We start from the raw sequence: 17,916 nt of genomic DNA on the forward strand, positions 1-17,916 counted from the left end.
CACGCCGCCGCCCGCCCCGCCGTCACCGATTAGAACAGCTTCAGGATGGCCTGCTGGCTCTGGTTCGCCAGCGACAGGGTGGTGACACCCAGCGACTGGCGCGTCTGCAGGGTCAGCAACTCGGCGCCGGCCTGGTTCTGGTCGACCTGCACCAGGCTGTCCGCACCGTCCGACAGGACGTTGTTGAAGGCGTCGGTGAAGTCGGACCGGGTCTGGATGACGTTCAGGTTGGTGCTGAGCGTCTGGCCAGCGGACCGCAGCTGGGTGGTGGCGTAGGTCAGCTGGGCCACGGCGGCGTCGATATCTGACCGGTCCAGGAAGTCGTTCTGGGCATAGTCGAGACGCAGGCCCTGGCCGTCGGTGGTGACGTTGGTGGACTTGACGCTCAACGAGTTGGTGTTGGTCTCGTTGAACTGCACCAGAAGATCGTTCTGGGTGTTGGCCGGCGTCTGCTGCGACGTCGTCATGTTGGCGGAGCGGTTGGCCGAAGCCGCCTGCATGATCTTCGTCGAGTCGACGTTGATGCGCACCGTGCCGGTGGTGAAGGACATGGCATTTTCGCCGTCCGTCAGCTTGCCGCTGCCCCGATCATTGGCGCCCGACCGGGTGATGGACACACCGTTCAGGTCGGTAGCCGTGACGGCCAGATCCACATCCTTCTCGATGGTGGAGGTGCCGTTGCCCGCGGTGCCCAGTCCTTCCAACGTGGAACGGTCGACGGTGAAGGACACGACCGAGCCCGAGGAGAAGGACACGGAGATGTCCTTGGTCAGGGCGTTGACGGTCGAACTGCCCAGCGTGAAGCTGTTGGACGTGCCATAGGGGCTGGCCGCGGTGATCTGGAAGGTGCCGGGCGTCGAGGAACTGACGGTGAAGCCTGAGATCGAGCTGCCCGGGACGGAGATGGAGTTGGTGATGAGGTTCTGCAGGTTGGTCGCGATGGCGGTCTGGCGCAACGTGGGCGACGGGTTGGCCACGTCACCGGCCGAGGCGGTGTAGCTGAACGTCCGGCCATTGATGGTGACGTTGAAGGTATCGCCCTCGTCGATGTTGCCGGTGATGTTCACCTGCGATATCTGCGGCGTGCCCGAGGTGCCGGCGCTCACCAGGCTGTTGGTGGCGCTCTGGGTGTTGTCGAAGAAGGTGATGGACCGGGACTCGCCGCCTTCGGTGACCACGGCCGTGCGGGTCTGTCCCACGGCGCCACGGATTTCGATCGACACGTCGGAGAAGTTGCCGGCCGTGCTGCTGAGCTTGCCGGACACCTTCAGGCCGAACAGGCCGCGGGCGTCTTCCGCAGAGGCGATGTCGCCGGCGTTGCCGGAGATGTCGCCCGTGCCGGATACGCGGATGGAATAGGTGTCCGAGGTGGTGACGTTGGTCACGCGGCTGTTGGACAGGCCGGTGATGGAGTTCACCGTGGACCGCGACGTGGAGGTGGCGTCGAAGGTCTGGCCGCTGCCGGCCAGCAGGTTCTTGCCGCCGTAGCCGCTGTCGGCGGCCAGCTTGTCGATCTGGTCCTTGATGTCATTGAACTGGGCGGCCAGCGACTTGCGGGTGGCGATCGAGCCGGGGTCGTTGCCCAGGTTGGAATAGGCCGAGGTCGTCAGGCCCTTGGCCTGGTCGATCAGCTTCTGGATGGAGGTGATGCCCTGGTTGCCCGCCTTGATGGTGCTGATGGCCTGGCCCATCGCGTCCTTCAGGGTGGACAGGTCGCTGGCACGCTGGTTCAGCCCCTGGGCCGCGAAGAAGGCCGTGGGGCCGTCCAGCGCGCTATTGACCTTGTTGCCCGTGGACAGTTGCGCCTGGAGCTTGTCGATCGAGCTGTTGGTGTTCTGCAGCAACAGCAGGTTGGAACGCATTGCCGAAGAGAGGGCGACTTGAGAGGACATCATCTATCTCCTTTTGAGCTGCCGGAGGGCGGCCGTTTGGGCCGGTCTGATCCTTCTGGCGAGAGCAAGCTGCTGGTCCCATGCCATCGAAGAGCACCACCCGCCCGCTGCCGGGGGGGCCTAAGTCCCCGTCTCCGGGCGGCAACCCGTTCCCTGCCGGGATGGCGGGACGGATTGGTCCGGGGTTGCCCGGGGGCGCTACGCTGGTATGGACGCCATCAACCTCCTCTGATGGACGGTTAAGTTCGTCCGCTTAACCGCAGAAACCGTGCCAACAGCCCACGGCGATGTTTACACGTCTGTAAATAAAGGGATTTTCAGGCGCTGGGCGGCTGGCCGCGACAGGAATGCGAACAATTGGGGCGGTCGGAATTTCCCGCCGCCCGGTCAAAATTGCCGGGTGACGCGGCCCAAGGCGGCCGGGATTTCCTGGTTGCCGGCCCGAAATTGGCCTCGCCTGCGCCCCGCCGGGCCCCGGAATGCCCCTGCCCTGGGGCCTGCGGGCTGACACCGGCCGCCGCCATGGCGCTTTTTGCCGGGCACCGCACCACTCTTTCGTGCGTTGGGGGGCCAGGATTTCAGCTGAAAAGCCGGGCACAAGGCGGGGCAGGGTTGCCGGGCGCCCGGCCGCTTTCCTGATTGACCATGGCCCCGCGAACCGCGTAAACCCTAGCTCGCGATGGTTTCGGGGCGTAGCGCAGTCTGGTAGCGCGACGGTTTTGGGAACCGTAGGCCCCCGGTTCGAATCCGGGCGCCCCGACCATCGCCCGGACCGGCGCCGGAATGGCGACGGCAGGCAACAGGTGTTTCGTTCAACCGGGGACGTTCCAGAGATGCAGGTTCGTATCTATCAGCCGGCCAAAACGGCCATGCAGTCCGGCCGGGCCAAGACCCATGCGTGGATTCTGGAATATGAACTGGCCACCCCCCGCCGGCCGGAGCCGCTGATGGGCTGGACCAGCTCGGGCGACACCCTGAACCAGGTGAAGCTGACGTTCGACAGCGCCGAAGAGGCCATCGCCTACGCGACCCGCAAGGGGTGGGCCTACGAGGTCATCACCCACAACGACCGCATCGTCCGGCCGAAGAATTACGCCGACAACTTCCGCACCGACCGTCCCCGCGTCGGCCGCTTCTGACCCCTTCCTGATATTGGGCGCCCCGGCCCTCGGGCCCGGGGCCGCCTCCGGGCCCCATAGCTCAGTTGGATAGAGCAACCGCCTTCTAAGCGGTAGGTCGCTGGTTCGAATCCAGCTGGGGTCGCCAATCCGCCGGACCTGCCTGTGGGAGGCAGCATAGTTTGGCCTTTTTCGGCCATAGTCTGCCTCGGAATGCACCATAGTCTGGCGTCTGTCTTGTGAAAAAGCCCGCCGCGGATCGTCCGCGGCGGGCTTTTCGTCTCTTAACACCACGATAACTTAGAGTTGTTCCGTCTTCGGACTATCGCACCCAAACTTAGCCAAGGCTCACGACGATCTTCCCTTTCGCGTCACCCGATTCCATGAGGCTGTGAGCCTCGCGAATATCGTCGAAGCCGAAGACATGGGCCGGCGTCGCACGATAGGCGCCTGAGGTCGCCTTATCGATGAGCGACTGGAACGGAACCTCCGATAGAGGAAATTCAGATCCGCCCAGGACGAGGGCACTTGCAAAGACGCTCAGTCGCCGCCCGCTCGGGATGTTGAATACCGGCTGTAAGCTGAGTGGTTCTCCACCGCCCAGGAAGCCGATGAGGCATACCTCGCCGTCCCGCTTCAGCATGGCCAGCGAGTCCAGCACGGTCGAGTTCCCCACGATATCGAGGACGGCATCGACGCCGTCCTTATGTTCCCGACGCAAGGTGGTTGATAGTTCCGGCCCCTCGATCATGGCAGCGTGAGCGCCGGCGGCCTCGATCAGGCCTGCGCGCGCGTATCGCCGTGTCGTGCCGATTGCCAGCACACCCAGGTCGGCGGCGATGTTAACCGCCGCCTGGCCGAGCGCCGAGGTTGCGCCGCGGATGACCAGTGTCTGCCCGCGCTTGAGCTTCAGGATGCTGATGATCGCCGACCACGCCGTCGCGTAGGACTCCGGCAACGCTGCGAGATCTTCCCAGGACAGGTCGGTTTCGACCGCGACGACGTTACTTACGGGAACAAGGGTAAGCTCGGCATAGCTGCCGTTCAGGCTTCGCCCCATCCCGCCGACGAGGCCGACGACAGTCTGACCTGGGCGGAATTGGCCGGACGGATCAGACCTGACGAGACCGGCGCACTCAATGCCGCTGATCTCCGCAACCTCGCCCCATGCCCCGCGCCGGAAGTAGATTTCCGCGTGGTTGAGGCCGAAGGCCTTGACCTCGATGAGGACATGACCGGCCCGCGCCACCGGGTCGGGCCGCTCCTCGATCGCCAAAACCTCCGGCCCACCATATTGCTTGATTACGATCGCCTTCATGTCCCGGTCCTCCCTGTTCGCGAGTGAGCACCAAGATAGAACCGGGCTGCGCCAATAGATTTTACAAAGTTTCGTCCATGATTGTAGATTGAACCATGCCACGCGCCATGACCTTAACCCAGCTTCGAGTGCTCGACGCCGTAGCGGCGGAGGGTTCTCTGCAGGCGGCGGCGGCGCGCCTCGGTCGTACCCATCCGACCCTACACACCGCGATCGCCAACATTGAACGGGAGATCGGATTCACCCTGTTCGACCGGAGCGGCTATAGGTTGACGCTCACCCCCGCAGGCGCCGCCTTCCTGGCCCGCGCTCAACGGGTGCTGGTCGAAGTGGACGGGCTGCTTGTCTATGCCGACCACGTGGCTGCGGGCGACGAGATCGAACTGACCGTCGTCATCGGCGACCTGACGCCGTTGCCCCCCATGCTGGAGCTGTTGAAGGACTTTTTTGCGGGACACCCGCAGACTCGCCTCAATCTGCGGTTCGAGACGCTATCGGCCCCTTGGGAGCTGCTCGAAAATGGCCGTGCCGATTTGATCCTGCATCACGTCGAACAGGGCGACACTCGCTTCGAAACCCTCCCGCTTCGCCGGGTCAAACTGATCCCCGTCGTGGCGCCGGGCTTCCTGACCTTTCCAGCCCAGGCGGCGACGGTCGAGCGCATGCGAGACTTCACCCAGTGCGTCATCCGCGACAGCGCGGTTATGCCCGCCGATCGGGAGTACTTCATGATCGACGGCGCCAGAACCTGCACGGTAACCGACCAAATCATGAAGCGTGAGGTCATCCTGCAGGGCCTGGGCTGGGGACATATGCCCGATTACCTGGTGGCCGAGGATATTAGGAAAGGTCGACTTCACTCCATCGCGAACTCAGTGTTCCGAGGCGGCTCAGTCGACATCGTCGCAGCGCGCAAAGCTGGCAATACGCCCGGACCAATCGCCGCCGCCTTGTGGGGCGCGATGGCCCGGCCACCAAGTCAGCTCTTCGCTCAAGTGGACACCCCCGCATAGCCGGTGCCACGGGTCCCGTCGTTTCCGATGATGGCGATGACGCCCCCATGGCGCATCCACAGGGCAGACGCGCGCCAGCCCATGCTTGCAAAGAGACCGGTGGCGGGGTTACTGAGAATGACTCGCACTTCTCAACCGGGCCGCACCATGGTCAGACCGCGTCACCTTCTCGCCGCCGCCCTCATGCTGCTGGGCCTGGCCACCGCCCTGCCTGCCGGGGCGGCGGAACCGGCCACGGCGCAGACCATCTGGCGGCTGCTGGACTATGTGGCGGTGGATTACGCCGGCGCCGTGACCGACGGCCGGGTGACCAGCGAGAGCGAATATGCCGAACAGGCGGAGTTCGCGGCCAGTGCGCGGGAGCGGATGGCCGAGCTGCCGCCCACCCGCACCCTGCCCCGGTTGCAGGCCCAGGCCGACGCGCTGAAGGCCGCCATCGCCGCCAAGGCGTCCCCGGTCGAGGTGGCGGGCCTGGCCCGCGCCCTGGGCCGGGATCTGCTGGCCGCCTACCCCGTGCCGCTGGCGCCCACCACCCCGCCGGATCTGGCGCGGGGCCGGGCCCTTTACGCCGAGAATTGCGCCGCCTGCCACGGCGCCACCGGCCATGGTGACGGCCCGGTGGGCGTCACGCTGGACCCCAGGCCCGTGGCGTTCAGCGACGCCGAGCGCGCACGGCAGCGCAGCGTCTTCGCCCTGGAACAGGTGATAGAGCAGGGGCTGGACGGCACGCCCATGGTCAGCTTCGCCCACCTGCCGGCCGACGACCGCTGGGCCCTGGCCTTCATCGCCGGCGGCTTCGCCTACACGCCCGGCGACATCCAGGCGGGCGAGGCGCTATGGCGCGCGCGGCCGGACCTGCACGCCCTGTTTGCCAATCTGGAGGCCCTCACCCAGGCCTCGCAGGCCGCCCTGGAGGAAAAGGTGGGCACCAGCGACGCCCAGGCGCTGCTGGCCTACCTGCGCGCCCATCCCGACGCGGTCATGCCCAAGGCCAACGACAGCCTGACCATCGCGCGCGCCAAGCTGGGCTTGGCCGTGAAGGCCTATGAGGCCGGCGACGCCAAGGCGGCGGGCGACCTGGCCCTGGCCGCCTACCTCGACGGGTTCGAGCCGGTGGAGCCCATCCTGAAGGCGCGCGACGGCGGCCTGATGACCCGTGTGGAAAGCGCCATGGGCGCCTTCCGCGGCGTCATCAGCCAAGGCCGGCCGGCGGACGAGGTGCGCGCCCAGGCCCAGGCCATCACCGGACTGCTGACCGAGGCGGAGCATGCGCTCTCGCCAGCCGCCGCCAGCGACGCCTCCACCTTCGTCGGCGCCTTCACCATCCTGCTGCGCGAAGGGCTGGAGGCCTTGCTGATCGTGGTGGCGATGATCGCCTTCCTGCGCAAAGCCGGGCGCGCGGATGTGCTGCGCCATGTCCACCTGGGCTGGACCACCGCCCTGGCTGCCGGCCTGGCGACGTGGGCCGCGGCGACTTACCTGGTGTCCATCAGCGGCGCCAGCCGGGAACTGACGGAGGGCCTGGGCTCGGTGTTCGCCGCCCTGGTGCTGCTGTCGGTGGGCGTGTGGATGCACGGCAAGTCCCAGGCCGGCGCCTGGCAGCTGTACATCAAGGAGAAGCTGTCCCACGCCCTGTCGCGGCAGTCGGCCTGGTTCCTGTTCCTGCTGACCTTCGTGGTGGTCTATCGCGAGGTGTTCGAGACCATCCTGTTCTACATGGCGCTGTGGGCGGAGGGGGCGCACATGGCCGTGCTGGCCGGCGCCGGGGCGGCCGTGCTGCTGCTGGCCGCCATCGCCTGGGGGCTGCTGCGCTACAGCCGCCGCCTGCCCATCGGCGCCTTCTTCGCCTGGAGTTCCGGGCTGATGGCCGTGCTGGCCGTGGTGCTGGCCGGCAAGGGCGTGAAGGCCCTGCAGGAAGCCGGCTGGCTGGACGTCATCCCCCTGGCCCATGTGCCCAGCGTGGAGATCGTGGGGCTGTTCCCCACGGCGCAAACCGTGGCGGCGCAAGCGGTCATGGCCGCCGCGCTCGCCGCCGGCTTCGCGTATAATGCCCTGCGGGCCGGCCGGAAAGCCTAAGGCTTTCCCCCTCAAGCGCCGGGCGGCGGGTTACGGCTTCGCCCCCTGGCGGGCCAGCCAGCGTCCCATCTGGTCGTGCAGGATGTCCATGGGCATGGGGCCGTCGTCCAGCAGGGCGTCGTGGAAGGCGCGGATGTCGAAGCGGGCGCCCAGCGCCTGCTCCGCCCGCTGGCGTTCCGCCAGGAACTTCAGCTCGCCCACCTTGTAGGCCAGGGCCTGGGCCGGCCAGGCGATGTAGCGCTGCGTCTCGCCCAGCACCACGCGTTCCGGCAGGGCGGTGTTGTCGCGCAGGCAGCTGGCGGCCTGATCGGCGCTCCACCCCTTCCAATGGATGCCCACGTCCATCATCAGGCGGCAGGCGCGCCACATGTCGAAGGACAGCCGGCCGAAACGTTCGTAGTCCGTGCGGTAGACGCCCATATCCTCGCCCAACTGTTCGGCATACAGCGCCCAGCCCTCGATGAAGGCGGTGGGTTCATCCTTGCGGCGGAAGGCCGGCAGATCCGTGCGCTCCTGCCCCAGGGCGATCTGCAGGTGGTGGCCGGGCACGCCCTCATGCAGGATCCAGGACGGCAGGCCGAACAGCGGGTCGCCGAAGGATTTGGCACCCACCACCACGCGGCCGGGCACGCCCTTCACCGGGTCGCCCAGGTCATAGCCGCTGGACGAGCCCTCCTGCTCCGGCGGCTTCTGCCGGATGGTCCAGGTCAGGCGCGGCAGCTTGCCGAACCACAGGGGCAGCAGGCCGTCGATGCGCTTGCCGATCTCGCTGGCCTTTTCCACGTACGTTGCCAAATCCGGGGCGTAGAACTGTTTGTCCGTACGCAGCTTGGCGATGAACTCGGGCAATGTGCCGGTGAAGCCGGTGGCCCGCATCGCGGCCTCCATCTCCCCCCGGATGCGCGCCACCTCCCGCTCCCCCAGCGCGAACACGGCGTCGGGTGTCAGATCCGTGGTGGTGGAGCGTCGCACGGCGTAGGCGTAGTACTCGCGCCCATCCGGCAGGCTGCTGGCCCCCAGCGTGTCGCGCGCATGGGGCACGTAGTCCTGCTCGAAGAAGGCCACCAGCTTCGCCTGCGCCGGCTTCACCGCCTGGGTCACCGCCGCCAGGGCATCGGCGCGCAGGGCCGCCTGACGCTCGGCCGGAATGGTGGCGGGCAGGACCTTCAGCGGCCCCAGCAGGGGGCTGGCCTCCGCCGGCTGGTCAGACGCGATCTTCAGGATGTTGAGGACGGAGGTGGCGGTGGCGCGCGGCTGGACGAAGCCGGTTTCCAGCCCGCGCCGCATGTTGGCGATCTGCTGGTCATAATAGGCGGGCAAGGCCCTGAGGCGCGCGATCCAGGCCTGGGCATCTGCCTCCGTCCGGATGACGGTGGTGGCGGCGGCGTAGTTGGCGGTGTTGAAGAAACCGTCGCCATTGTCGAAGGGAATGCGATCCTCATCGAACCTGGCACCGTCCATCAGCACGCCCAGACGCCAGTCCAGCAGGCGCCGGGTCAGCGCCTCCTCGCCATCGGGGGCCGAGGGCGGCAGCCCGTCCAGGCGGGCCTTCAGCGCGGCATAGCCCTGGGCGCGGCGGTTGGCGGCGGCCTTGCTGACATCCGGCCAGCCGGGCCCATCGGTGCCATCCGTCTGACGGGCCAGCGCCTCATAGTCGGCGATGACGGCATCCACGCCGCCGGCGGGCTTGGCGATCGGAATGGCGGGCTTGGCCCAGGCGGAAAGGGGGACGGGGGATACCGCCGCCAGAGTGAATGCCAGCGCCACCGCGGTACGGTTCATCATCGCCCCCTGCTGCCCGTTATTTCCACACAAGGTCGATGATGGGATATTATATGTCAAATATTTTATACTATTTTACGGCGACGTGCCGCCGCGCCCGGGACCGGAGCACCGATCCGCATAAGCGGCATGGCCCCAACCCTTCCACGCCACCACCCCAGAGTCGCCACAATGCCCGTGCAGGTAAAGGGGCGACGCGGGGACGGGCGCGTGACGGGGAAATCGCCCTGCCTGTCCGCCTTCCCCCGTCGCCCAGTCCCCGATGAGGAAGAGATGCGCCTGACACTCCGTGCCCTGGCCCTGGGCGTCGCGCTGGCCGGTTCCGGCCTGGCGTCGTCCCAGGCCGCCCCACCCCCGGCCAACCAGGCGGCCGGCGCCACCAGCACCCGCATCCCCGACAGCGCGGCGGAAGGCGAGGCCAACCGCCAGACGGTTCTGTCTTTCTACGACGCCTTCTTCAACAGGCATGACCTGTCCGCCGCCGACCGCTACGTCGCCCAGGACTACCGGGAGCATACTCCCGGCCTGGCCGATGGCCGCCGCGCCCTGCAGGACGCCTACGCCACGGTCTTCCAGCATCATCCCGACGCCAAGGTGGAGGTGGTTCGCAGCATCGCCCAGGGGAACCTGGTCGTGCTGCATGTGCACGCCATCCCCGGCCCGGATGCCCAGGGCACGGCGGTGGTCGACATCTTCCGTGTGCTGGACGATAAGGTGGTGGAGCACTGGTCCGTCAGCCAGCCGGTGCCGGCCAGCGACCCCGACGGCAAGGGCGTGTTCTGAAGCCTCGCCCTTGACGCCGGCGGCGGCGCGGGGCTTAGTCAGCAGGCCCGCACCACCCAGCCCCTTCGGCCCGCCTGCCATGTCCCTCCCCAGCCTGCCTGAGGCGACCCGCGTCTGGGCGCGCATTGGCCTGCTGAGCTTCGGCGGCCCCGCCGGGCAGATCGCCCTGATGCACCGTGAGCTGGTGGAAGACCGCCGCTGGATCGGGGAGGCGCGGTTCCTGCACGCCCTCAGCTACTGCATGCTGTTGCCGGGACCGGAGGCGCAGCAGCTGGCGACCTACATCGGCTGGCTGCTGCACGGGCGCCGGGGCGGGCTGATCGCCGGCGGCCTGTTCATTCTGCCCGGTGTGCTGGTCATGCTGGGCCTGAGCACCCTCTACACCCTGTACCATCAAGCGCCGCTGACGGGCGCCCTGTTCCATGGGCTGAAGGCCGCCGTGCTGGCGCTGGTGATGGATGCCGTGCTGCGGCTGGGCCGGCGGGCGTTGCGCGGCTGGCCATCGCTGGCCGTGGCGGGGCTGGCCTTCCTGGCGCTGGCGGTGGCGCACCTGCCCTTCCCCCTGGTTGTCCTGGCCGCCGCCATCATCGGCATGGCGGCGCGCCGGTTCTTCGCACCCACCGCCACCACGGCTGGCGGGGACGCCTTGCTGGACCGGCAGTTGGAGGCTGCCGTGCCGCCGCACGCGCAGCCCAGCCGGGGCAGGGCGCTGGCCACCCTGGCCCTATGGCTGCCCCTGTGGCTGGGGCCGCTGGCCGTCCTGCGCCTGGTCACCGGCGCCGACAGCGTGTGGACCCACCTGGCGCTGTTCTTCAGCGGCATGGCCCTGGTCACCTTCGGCGGCGCTTACGCCGTGCTGGCCTATGTGGCGCAGGCGGCGGTGACGGGATACGGCTGGCTGACCCCAGGGGAGATGATCGACGGTCTGGGCCTGGCGGAGACCACGCCCGGCCCCCTGGTCCTGGTGCTGCAGCATGTCGGCTTCCTGGCGGCCGCCCACGCCCCCGGAACCCTGCCGCCGCCGCTGGCCGGGTTCCTGGGCGCCCTGCTGACCAGCTGGGTCACCTTCGCGCCCTGCTTCCTGTGGATCTTCCTGGGCGGCCCCTATGTCGAACGGGTGCGGACCAACACCACGATCACCGCCGCCCTGGCCGCCATCACGGCGGCCGTGGTGGGCGTCATCCTGAACCTGGCGGTGTGGTTCGGCTGGCATGTGCTGTTCAGCGGCAGCCGGCCGCTGAACCTGGGCCCATTCAGCCTTTCCCTGCCCACCGGGCCGGACATCCCCGCCGCCTTGCTGGCGCTGGTGGCCTTCATCGCCTTGCGCCATACCCGCCTGGGCCTGCTGCCCACCCTGGCCGCCTGCGCCATGGTGGGCGTGCTGCTGAACGTTTTAGGCATATAGCCCAACATTCGCGTCAAGATCGGGAGTGGCCGTCTCATGATGGCGGCGACGACGCCCATATCGCCTGCGGGCCGATCCCGTCGACGACTTGGCCGAGTGGCTGGACCCCATAGCCGGAAATCCGCTTCATGAGCCCTGACAGCCCGCCACCCAAGCCGCTTGACCTGACCCGTCCAGGCCTGACCAATCCGGGCCTGACTGGCGTGCCGGAGACCATGCTGTGGACCCTGCACAACCGGGCGGCGGAGGCCATGCGGCCCAACGCCCGTTTCCACGACCCGGAGGCGGTCCGCATCTACCAGGCCCTGGCCTACGACTATGAACGCCACTTCGGCCGCGCCGACGGGTCGCACGCCATGCGCGCCGCCGCCATCGATGTCCTCCTGCGCCGCTGGCTGGAACGCCATCCGGACGGCACCATCGTATCCTTGGGCGAAGGGCTGGAGACGCAGCGCCACCGCGTGGATAACGGCCGCCTGAGCTGGCTGACGGTGGATTTGCCGGAGGGCATCGCCCTGCGCGACCATTTCCTGCCACCCGGCCCCCGCGTGCGCCACCTGGCAGCCGACGCGCGCGACCCCGCCTGGATGGACGCGGTGACGGGCAACGGCCCCGTGCATATCGTCGCCCAGGGCTTGTTCATGTATCTGCCCGAGGCCGACGTGCGCCAACTGGTGGCCACCCTGGCCCGGCGCTTCCCCGGCGGGCAGCTGGTGTTCGACACGGTGCCCGCCTGGCTGTCGCGCCTGACCCTGCGCGGCCTGCACCGCACGCCGCACTACCGCATCCCGCCCATGCCCTGGGGCATCGACGCCGACGCCGTGGCCCCCACCCTGCGCAGCTGGTCGCCCCGGGTGGCAGTGGTGGAGACGCTGGACTATCGCATGCCGCGGGGCCTGCCCCGCCTGATGGACACGCTGTTCCGCCTCACGCCCGCCCTGCGCCACAAGCTGCCCGGCCTGGTGCGGGTGGAGTTTGAGGGTTAGCTGGCAGTCGCCGGGGCGGCGTCCGCCTCCGGCTTGCGCCAGGTCCTGGGCCCTAGCACCAGCAGGTTGCCCGCCACCGCCAGCGCCAGGCCGATGAAGGCCGCCGCCGACCAGTGATAGCCCTCGAAAACGGTGGAGATGATCAGCGCCAGGATGGGGATCATCACGGCGACGTAGCCGGCGCGATCCGCCCCGATGCGGCTGATCAGGGAGAAGTAGGCCAGGAAAGCGATGACCGAGCCGAACAGGGCCAGATAGGCCAAGGACGCTGCGTAGCTGAGGCTGGCCGGAAAGCTGAAGACGGCACCCCGGGCTAGGGCCACCCCCACCATGAGGACGGCGCCGAAGGCCATGCTCCATGCCGTGGCCGGCAGCAGGGGGACGCCCAGCTTGGCGCCGCGCTGCACGCAGATGCTGCCCAGCGAGGCACTGACGTTACTGAGCATGACCAGGGCCAGGCCCACCGCCGCCTTGCCCGTCAGACCGTCCACCCGCAGTTCCGGCAGGAACAGCAGCACCACCCCGCTCATGCCGACCAGCCCGCCGAGCAGCACCAGGGGGCGGATGGGCTGGCGCAGGAAGATGCGGGCATTCAGCACGTTCATGAGGCTGAGGGCCGAGCCCGCCACCGCCACCAGGCCGGACGGCAGCCGCTCGGTCGCCAGGTAGACCAGAAGGTAGTTGGTGGAGAAGGTAAAGGCGCCGACCAGCGCCACCTGCCGCCAGGCGTGCCGGGGCGGGATCACCTTCTGCCCCCGCGCCACCAGCCAGCCCATGAGCAGCACGGCCGCCAGGCCGAAGCGATAGGCCACCGATACCGCCGGATCCACGGCCCCCAGCTGGAACTCGATCACATACCAGGTCGACCCCCAGATGAGGACGGCGGTCAGGTACAGGCCCAGGATGGGGGACATGGCGGCAACCCGTGAACGGCAATGCGGCCGGCCACGGCCGGCGCAGGCGGCAACGTTAGAGCGAGGGGCACGTCCGGCCAATCCGTTTCTTGTGCCGGTGACATTTTTCGACAGGTGCCCGAGACTGCCGGCCCGTTCAGCCACAAGGCGCTTCGCATGTTCATCTTCACCGGCCTATTCGCCGACCCCGCCGAAGGCTTACCCGAGCAGTTTTCCCGCCTTTGGCCCGGGCTCGACATTATCCGTATCGATCGGCCAATCGTGGCGATCGCGGCGCGGTTCGATCCACATCTGGATGATGAAGCCATGGATCGGGCGGTCCCCCTGGTCGAGGCCTTGTCGGCGCGCCATCCCGCCGGCCGTTTTCTGCTGCTGCACACCGAGTGTTTCGGCGGCGACTGTGGATACAGGGGCCAGATCCTCCAGGACGGCCGGACAGTCTTGAAGGCGGATGGGGACGGGGCGGCGCTGCGGCGCCTCATTGGATATTGGGGTATCGACCTGGGGCCGCAGGCGCGGTTCGAGCCTCTACGGCGGGATTTTCCGTGGCGCCGAGAAACGCCCCCAGGGTGACCCTGGTGCTGGACAAGGCCACTGCCACCCGCGCGTTAGTGGAGGGCAGCGGCGCCTTCGCCCTGTAGGTGCCGACGCGGGCAGCGACGTTAGAGCGAGGGGCCCGCCCGGCCAATCCGTTTCTTGTGCCGGTGACATTTTTAAAAGCGGGAGATGCCGGCACCGCCAAACGGCGCGGCCGGCACCCCGATCCCGTACTGTACGATACGAATGGATCAGCTGCCGCAGCTGGGCGTCACCGCACCCATCGCCGAGACCTGGCGGTTGGTGGTGACCCTCACCTGCCCACCCGCGGCGATGGACATGTAGCCCGGAACGGCGCCCGCCCAATGATAAGCGCCGTCTTTGAGCGGCAGGTTGGTCCCCAGCCGCACCGACGCGCCACCGCCCGGCGGCAGGTAGTCGATGGTCACGGCGGTGGCTGGCAGCTTGGGCGTTGAGGTTACGGTGCCGTCGACGGACAGCAGGCAGGATGCCGCCGCCGTCGGCGTGTTGACGACGATGTCACTGTCGGCCGCCCAGCATGCGGCCGGAACAAGGAACGAGGCTGCGGCGCAAACCGCGGCGAATACCGATTTCCGCATAATTATTTTCCTTCCATATCCTGCCGGGAATAGGGCTTCGTGAACCCCACCCTGTGTCGGCATGTTATCCATACCCATCCGGCGGCAGGGGGCCCCGTCGCCGGCCACACAACCGTACGGTAAGGGCCGCTTATTTCCTTCTTCCCTTATTCTTCCGCCCGCCTTTGCGCAGATTCCCGTTAAGCGCGCAGCGGCGCGCCCATCAACGATGACGTCGGCCATCGGATGGGTTACCTCTGCCGTGCGCAGCCCACCGCCAGAGAGGCAGACCCTTGGAAATCGCCCCTATCCAGCCCGTCGACCTCGCCAAGGCCTATCGCCTGCTGAACCACGGCCCCACCGTCCTGGTGTCGGCCCACCATGGCGGGAAGGACAACGTCATGGCCGCCGCCTGGGCCTGCCCGCTGGATTTCGACCCGCCCAAGGTCACCTTGGTGCTGGACAAGGCCACTGCCACCCGCGCGTTAGTGGAGGGCAGCGGCGCCTTCGCCCTGCAGGTGCCGACGCGGGCGCAAGCGAACCTGACCCGCGGCGTCGGCGGAGAAAGCCTGGCAGACGCCCCCGACAAGCTGGCCCGCCACGGTGTGGAGCTGTTCCGCATGGCGGGACACGTCCCGCCCCTGGTCGCCGGCTGCGCCGCCTGGCTGTCCTGCCGCGTCATTCCCGAGCCGCATAATCAGGAAACCTACGACCTGTTCATCGGCCAGGTGGTGGCCGCTTGGGCCGACGCCCGCGTCTTCAGGGACGGGCACTGGATGTACGAGGTGGCCGATCCCGCCTGGCGCAGCCTGCACCACGTGGCCGGCGGCCATTTCTACGCCATCGGCGAGCCCGTCAGGGGCTGAGGCCTGCACCCGGGCGATGGCTTAACCATCAGCCTGTGCAAAAAATTCAGAAGCGCTGCCCCAGTCGTTAGCAACCTGTTCATCTTCCCGGGCGTAAAAATAACGTCATGAGCCGCAACGCGCTGCTTCCCGCCTTAATCCTTCCACAATAAAGGACGATGGTTTGGGAAGTTTAGGAGTAAGGACCATGACCGCCGTGTTCAATAAAGATCGCCTGGTCACTTTGAGCCTGTGGGTGCTGCTGTTGAGCATTGCCTGGTCCCTGCCGGTGATCAGCTATATGCGTTCGGAACACGAACGCGCCCTGGTCAAGGCCGGCCACTACTATAAACCCGCCTTCCCGGCCGAGTTCTACGTGAACCAGCAGCCCTCCAGCGCCGTCACCCCGCGCTAAGTATTCCGACGCGCCGCGACAGTCCTTCATTTGCCTACCAGTTGACGCGCATTACCAGTCAACACGTACCCCGCCGGAGATAATCCGCCCCGGGGCGATCGCCACCAGCCCATCGATGCGGCGTCCTGATTCCACCGTGCGGTCGAACAGGTTCTCCGCCGTGGCAAAAACCGCCAGATAATCCGATATCCGCCAGGTGCCCGACAGGTCCACCGTGACCGTGGGCGCCAGCGAGCGGCTGTTCAGTCCATCCTCATATTGCTGGCCGCTGGCCTTCACCCGCAGCGCCGTGGTGAAGGCGGACGACGGCGTCCAGGTCAGGTCCGCCGTGCCGGTGTGCAGCGGGCTTTGCGCCAGGCGCTTGCCCACCAGCGCCGCGAAGCCATCGGCGCGCAGCACCGTCGACCGGCTCCACAGATAGCCCAAGGTGGCATCCAGCGTGGGGTCCAGGGCCCAGGTCGCCCGCATCTCCGCCCCCTCCGCGCGCACCCGGTCCAGGTTGCGGCGCTGGGCGAAGGTGCCGCCGGCCGGCACCACCACGCCGAAGCCCGGCACCGTCCCCGGCTTGGTGGTGATCAGCACATTGTCCACGGCGTCGGTCACGCCGTCGTGATATGCGGTCAGGCTGACCGTGGGACCATGCGCCGGCGCCCAGGTAACCCCGGCCTCCGCGCCCACCATGCGTTCCGGCTTCAGCTGGGCGTTGGCCTCGATGATGTCGTTGCCCACGCGATAGGGGCGGTAGAGTTCATTGATGGTGGGCAGGCGGAAGCCGGTGTAGGCGGCCGCGCGCAGGGTCCAATCCGACAGGGGTCGCCAGTCGGCGCCCAGCCGCGCCGTGGGCAGGACGCCACCCCGGTCATCGTAGTGGTCGTTCCGGGTCACGGCGCCGGTCTGGATAGAGCGCTCCACCCGGTGGCCGTCGCCCGTGCTCCAACCATCCAGGCGCACGCCGCCGTGCAGGTCGACAACCGGCGTCAACGGCCACGTCTGCTCGGCATAGACGCCGCCCACCACCTGATCGCCGCCGGCGTCGCGATCGCGCTGGAACACCCCGGCCACGGGCTGGAAGCGCTCATGCGTCGCCCCCTCGGCCCAGCGCAGGTCGGCACCCAGCACGGTGCGGCGGCCACCCCCCTCCTCCACAATGGTGGACAGCGATCCCCCGGCGGCCGTGGCCGGTACGCGGTACTGGTCCAGGGCCGGCGTTTCAGCCGTGCGGGTGGCGTTGACGGAGGAGAACCTGTTCCTGAAGACATAGCGGCGCAGGTAAAGCGTGCCGTGCCAGGGCAGGCCCAGGGGGCCATCCTCATCCGCCAGGCGCAGACTGCCCTCCAGCGCGTCGGTGCCGTTCTCCTGCAGGGGCGTGCCGTTGCCGCGGTGCTCATGGAAGGCGGAGAGGGTGCCGGCCAGCGCCAACGGCCCGGCATCGCCTTGCGCCTTGACATCCACCCAAGCGTCATCCCAGCCGGCCTGGGTGTCGATGGGGCCGCGCTGGTCGGACCGCACGAGATAGCTGCCGTCGCTGCGGCTGGCGTGCGCCAGGACCGAGACGCCACCGGCGGCGGCGCCGGCCGTGCCCTCCGCCAGGCCATTGCTGCCGGCACGGACCTCGCCCCCTTGCAGCGGCTTGGTGGTGATGCGGATGACGCCGTCCAGGGCCTGGTTGCCCCAGGGGCCGGCGCCGCTGCCCTCCGTCACCGCCACACTGGCGACGGCGGCGGTGGGCAGGCGGCTCCAGTACACCCAGCCGCCGAAGGGGTCGTTGACCGGGATGTCGTCCACCAGCACCAGGGTGCGCCCGGCACCGTTGGGTCCCAGGGCGCGCAGCGAAATGCCCTGCGATGTGGGGTGGGCGCTGGTACTGCCCGTCCGGCGAAACAGGGAGAAGCCGGGCACGCTGCGCAGCGCCTCATCCAGCCGCCGCTCGGGTGCCGCGTCCAGCCAGGTGCTGTCCAGTTGCAGGGTGCCGTAGATGCGCTCGGTGGCGGCGTCGGGCGGCACCCGGCCGGTGACGATGATGGTGGGCAGCTGGTCCGCATCCCCCGCCCCCCACGCGGCCGCCGGCAACAATGCCGCCGCCAGCGCGATCCCCGCCCGCCTCATGACGATTTACTCCCCGCATTGCCCCCATGTCCGGGGCCCGACGGCTTAAATGCCGCCCGGGGCCCTGTCAAATCCCGATGGGGGGCGCGGGCCCCTTGACTTCCCCCCACCGGATGGCGTCCAAAAA

The 17,916-nt window shown here is 68.2% G+C and carries 15 protein-coding genes and 2 tRNA genes; 11 read left to right on the forward strand and 6 right to left on the reverse strand.

Annotated features, from left to right (window positions below; genetic code table 11):
* Positions 1-29 precede the first annotated feature (29 nt).
* A complete protein-coding gene (locus FBZ87_RS00325; RefSeq protein WP_145609026.1) occupies positions 30-1,892 on the reverse strand; it encodes a flagellin N-terminal helical domain-containing protein in 1,863 nt (620 codons plus the stop codon).
* Between the two features lie 686 nt (positions 1,893-2,578).
* Here FBZ87_RS00325 and FBZ87_RS00330 point away from each other — a divergent pair.
* The 3 genes from FBZ87_RS00330 to FBZ87_RS00340 all read left to right on the forward strand — a co-directional run bounded on the left by FBZ87_RS00330 (position 2,579) and on the right by FBZ87_RS00340 (position 3,158).
* A tRNA-Pro gene (locus FBZ87_RS00330) sits at positions 2,579-2,655 on the forward strand.
* A 70-nt stretch (positions 2,656-2,725) separates the two neighbouring features.
* The gene (locus FBZ87_RS00335) at positions 2,726-3,031 is read left to right on the forward strand and encodes an ETC complex I subunit (RefSeq protein ID WP_145608246.1); all 306 of its coding nucleotides are present in this window, start codon (positions 2,726-2,728) and stop codon (positions 3,029-3,031) included.
* Between the two features lie 50 nt (positions 3,032-3,081).
* Positions 3,082-3,158: transfer RNA gene (locus FBZ87_RS00340), tRNA-Arg, on the forward strand.
* Positions 3,159-3,347: 189 nt separating this feature from the next.
* On the opposite strand, the gene FBZ87_RS00345 is transcribed toward FBZ87_RS00340, so the two are convergent.
* Positions 3,348-4,328 carry a zinc-binding dehydrogenase gene (locus FBZ87_RS00345; RefSeq protein ID WP_145608247.1) on the reverse strand — a complete coding sequence of 327 codons (981 nt, stop codon included), beginning with the start codon at positions 4,326-4,328 and terminating at the stop codon, positions 3,348-3,350.
* A gap of 95 nt (positions 4,329-4,423) precedes the next feature.
* Between FBZ87_RS00345 and FBZ87_RS00350 the strand changes: the two genes are divergently transcribed.
* Positions 4,424-5,341: a LysR family transcriptional regulator gene (locus FBZ87_RS00350; RefSeq protein WP_145608249.1), complete on the forward strand. Its 918-nt coding sequence runs from the start codon at positions 4,424-4,426 to the stop codon at positions 5,339-5,341.
* 147 nt (positions 5,342-5,488) lie between these two features.
* Positions 5,489-7,417: an FTR1 family protein gene (locus FBZ87_RS00355; RefSeq protein ID WP_145608251.1), complete on the forward strand. Its 1,929-nt coding sequence runs from the start codon at positions 5,489-5,491 to the stop codon at positions 7,415-7,417.
* Positions 7,418-7,447: 30 nt separating this feature from the next.
* Here FBZ87_RS00355 and FBZ87_RS00360 read toward each other — a convergent pair whose 3' ends face one another.
* Complete coding sequence (locus tag FBZ87_RS00360; RefSeq protein WP_145608253.1) at positions 7,448-9,202, reverse strand: DUF885 domain-containing protein; 1,755 nt, start codon at positions 9,200-9,202, stop codon at positions 7,448-7,450.
* Positions 9,203-9,472: 270 nt separating this feature from the next.
* Between FBZ87_RS00360 and FBZ87_RS00365 the strand changes: the two genes are divergently transcribed.
* The 3 genes from FBZ87_RS00365 to FBZ87_RS00375 all read left to right on the forward strand — a co-directional run bounded on the left by FBZ87_RS00365 (position 9,473) and on the right by FBZ87_RS00375 (position 12,373).
* Complete coding sequence (locus tag FBZ87_RS00365; RefSeq protein ID WP_145608254.1) at positions 9,473-9,982, forward strand: nuclear transport factor 2 family protein; 510 nt, start codon at positions 9,473-9,475, stop codon at positions 9,980-9,982.
* A 79-nt stretch (positions 9,983-10,061) separates the two neighbouring features.
* Positions 10,062-11,387 carry a chromate efflux transporter gene (gene chrA / locus FBZ87_RS00370; RefSeq protein ID WP_145608256.1) on the forward strand — a complete coding sequence of 442 codons (1,326 nt, stop codon included), beginning with the start codon at positions 10,062-10,064 and terminating at the stop codon, positions 11,385-11,387.
* Positions 11,388-11,515: 128 nt separating this feature from the next.
* Positions 11,516-12,373: a class I SAM-dependent methyltransferase gene (locus tag FBZ87_RS00375; protein ID WP_145608258.1), complete on the forward strand. Its 858-nt coding sequence runs from the start codon at positions 11,516-11,518 to the stop codon at positions 12,371-12,373.
* Here the strand turns inward: FBZ87_RS00375 and FBZ87_RS00380 are convergent.
* Positions 12,370-13,287, reverse strand: a complete 918-nt coding sequence (locus FBZ87_RS00380; RefSeq protein WP_246134163.1) for a DMT family transporter — start codon at positions 13,285-13,287, stop codon at positions 12,370-12,372. The two genes, FBZ87_RS00375 and FBZ87_RS00380, sit on opposite strands and share 4 nt — an antisense overlap.
* Before the next feature lie 156 nt (positions 13,288-13,443).
* Here FBZ87_RS00380 and FBZ87_RS00385 point away from each other — a divergent pair, with 156 nt between their 5' ends.
* Complete coding sequence (locus tag FBZ87_RS00385; protein ID WP_145608262.1) at positions 13,444-13,860, forward strand: hypothetical protein; 417 nt, start codon at positions 13,444-13,446, stop codon at positions 13,858-13,860.
* A 215-nt stretch (positions 13,861-14,075) separates the two neighbouring features.
* Here FBZ87_RS00385 and FBZ87_RS00395 read toward each other — a convergent pair whose 3' ends face one another.
* Positions 14,076-14,444, reverse strand: a complete 369-nt coding sequence (locus FBZ87_RS00395; RefSeq protein WP_145608263.1) for a hypothetical protein — start codon at positions 14,442-14,444, stop codon at positions 14,076-14,078.
* A gap of 272 nt (positions 14,445-14,716) precedes the next feature.
* Here FBZ87_RS00395 and FBZ87_RS00400 point away from each other — a divergent pair, with 272 nt between their 5' ends.
* Positions 14,717-15,289, forward strand: coding sequence for a flavin reductase family protein (locus tag FBZ87_RS00400; RefSeq protein WP_145608265.1), 573 nt, complete (start codon positions 14,717-14,719; stop codon positions 15,287-15,289).
* Between the two features lie 187 nt (positions 15,290-15,476).
* A complete protein-coding gene (locus tag FBZ87_RS00405) occupies positions 15,477-15,683 on the forward strand; it encodes a hypothetical protein (protein ID WP_088873568.1) in 207 nt (68 codons plus the stop codon).
* A gap of 51 nt (positions 15,684-15,734) precedes the next feature.
* Here the strand turns inward: FBZ87_RS00405 and FBZ87_RS00410 are convergent, their stop codons facing one another.
* A complete protein-coding gene (locus FBZ87_RS00410) occupies positions 15,735-17,789 on the reverse strand; it encodes a TonB-dependent receptor plug domain-containing protein (protein ID WP_145608267.1) in 2,055 nt (684 codons plus the stop codon).
* Positions 17,790-17,916 lie beyond the last annotated feature (127 nt).

This window comes from Nitrospirillum amazonense (assembly GCF_007828035.1).
Taxonomy (GTDB): domain Bacteria; phylum Pseudomonadota; class Alphaproteobacteria; order Azospirillales; family Azospirillaceae; genus Nitrospirillum; species Nitrospirillum amazonense.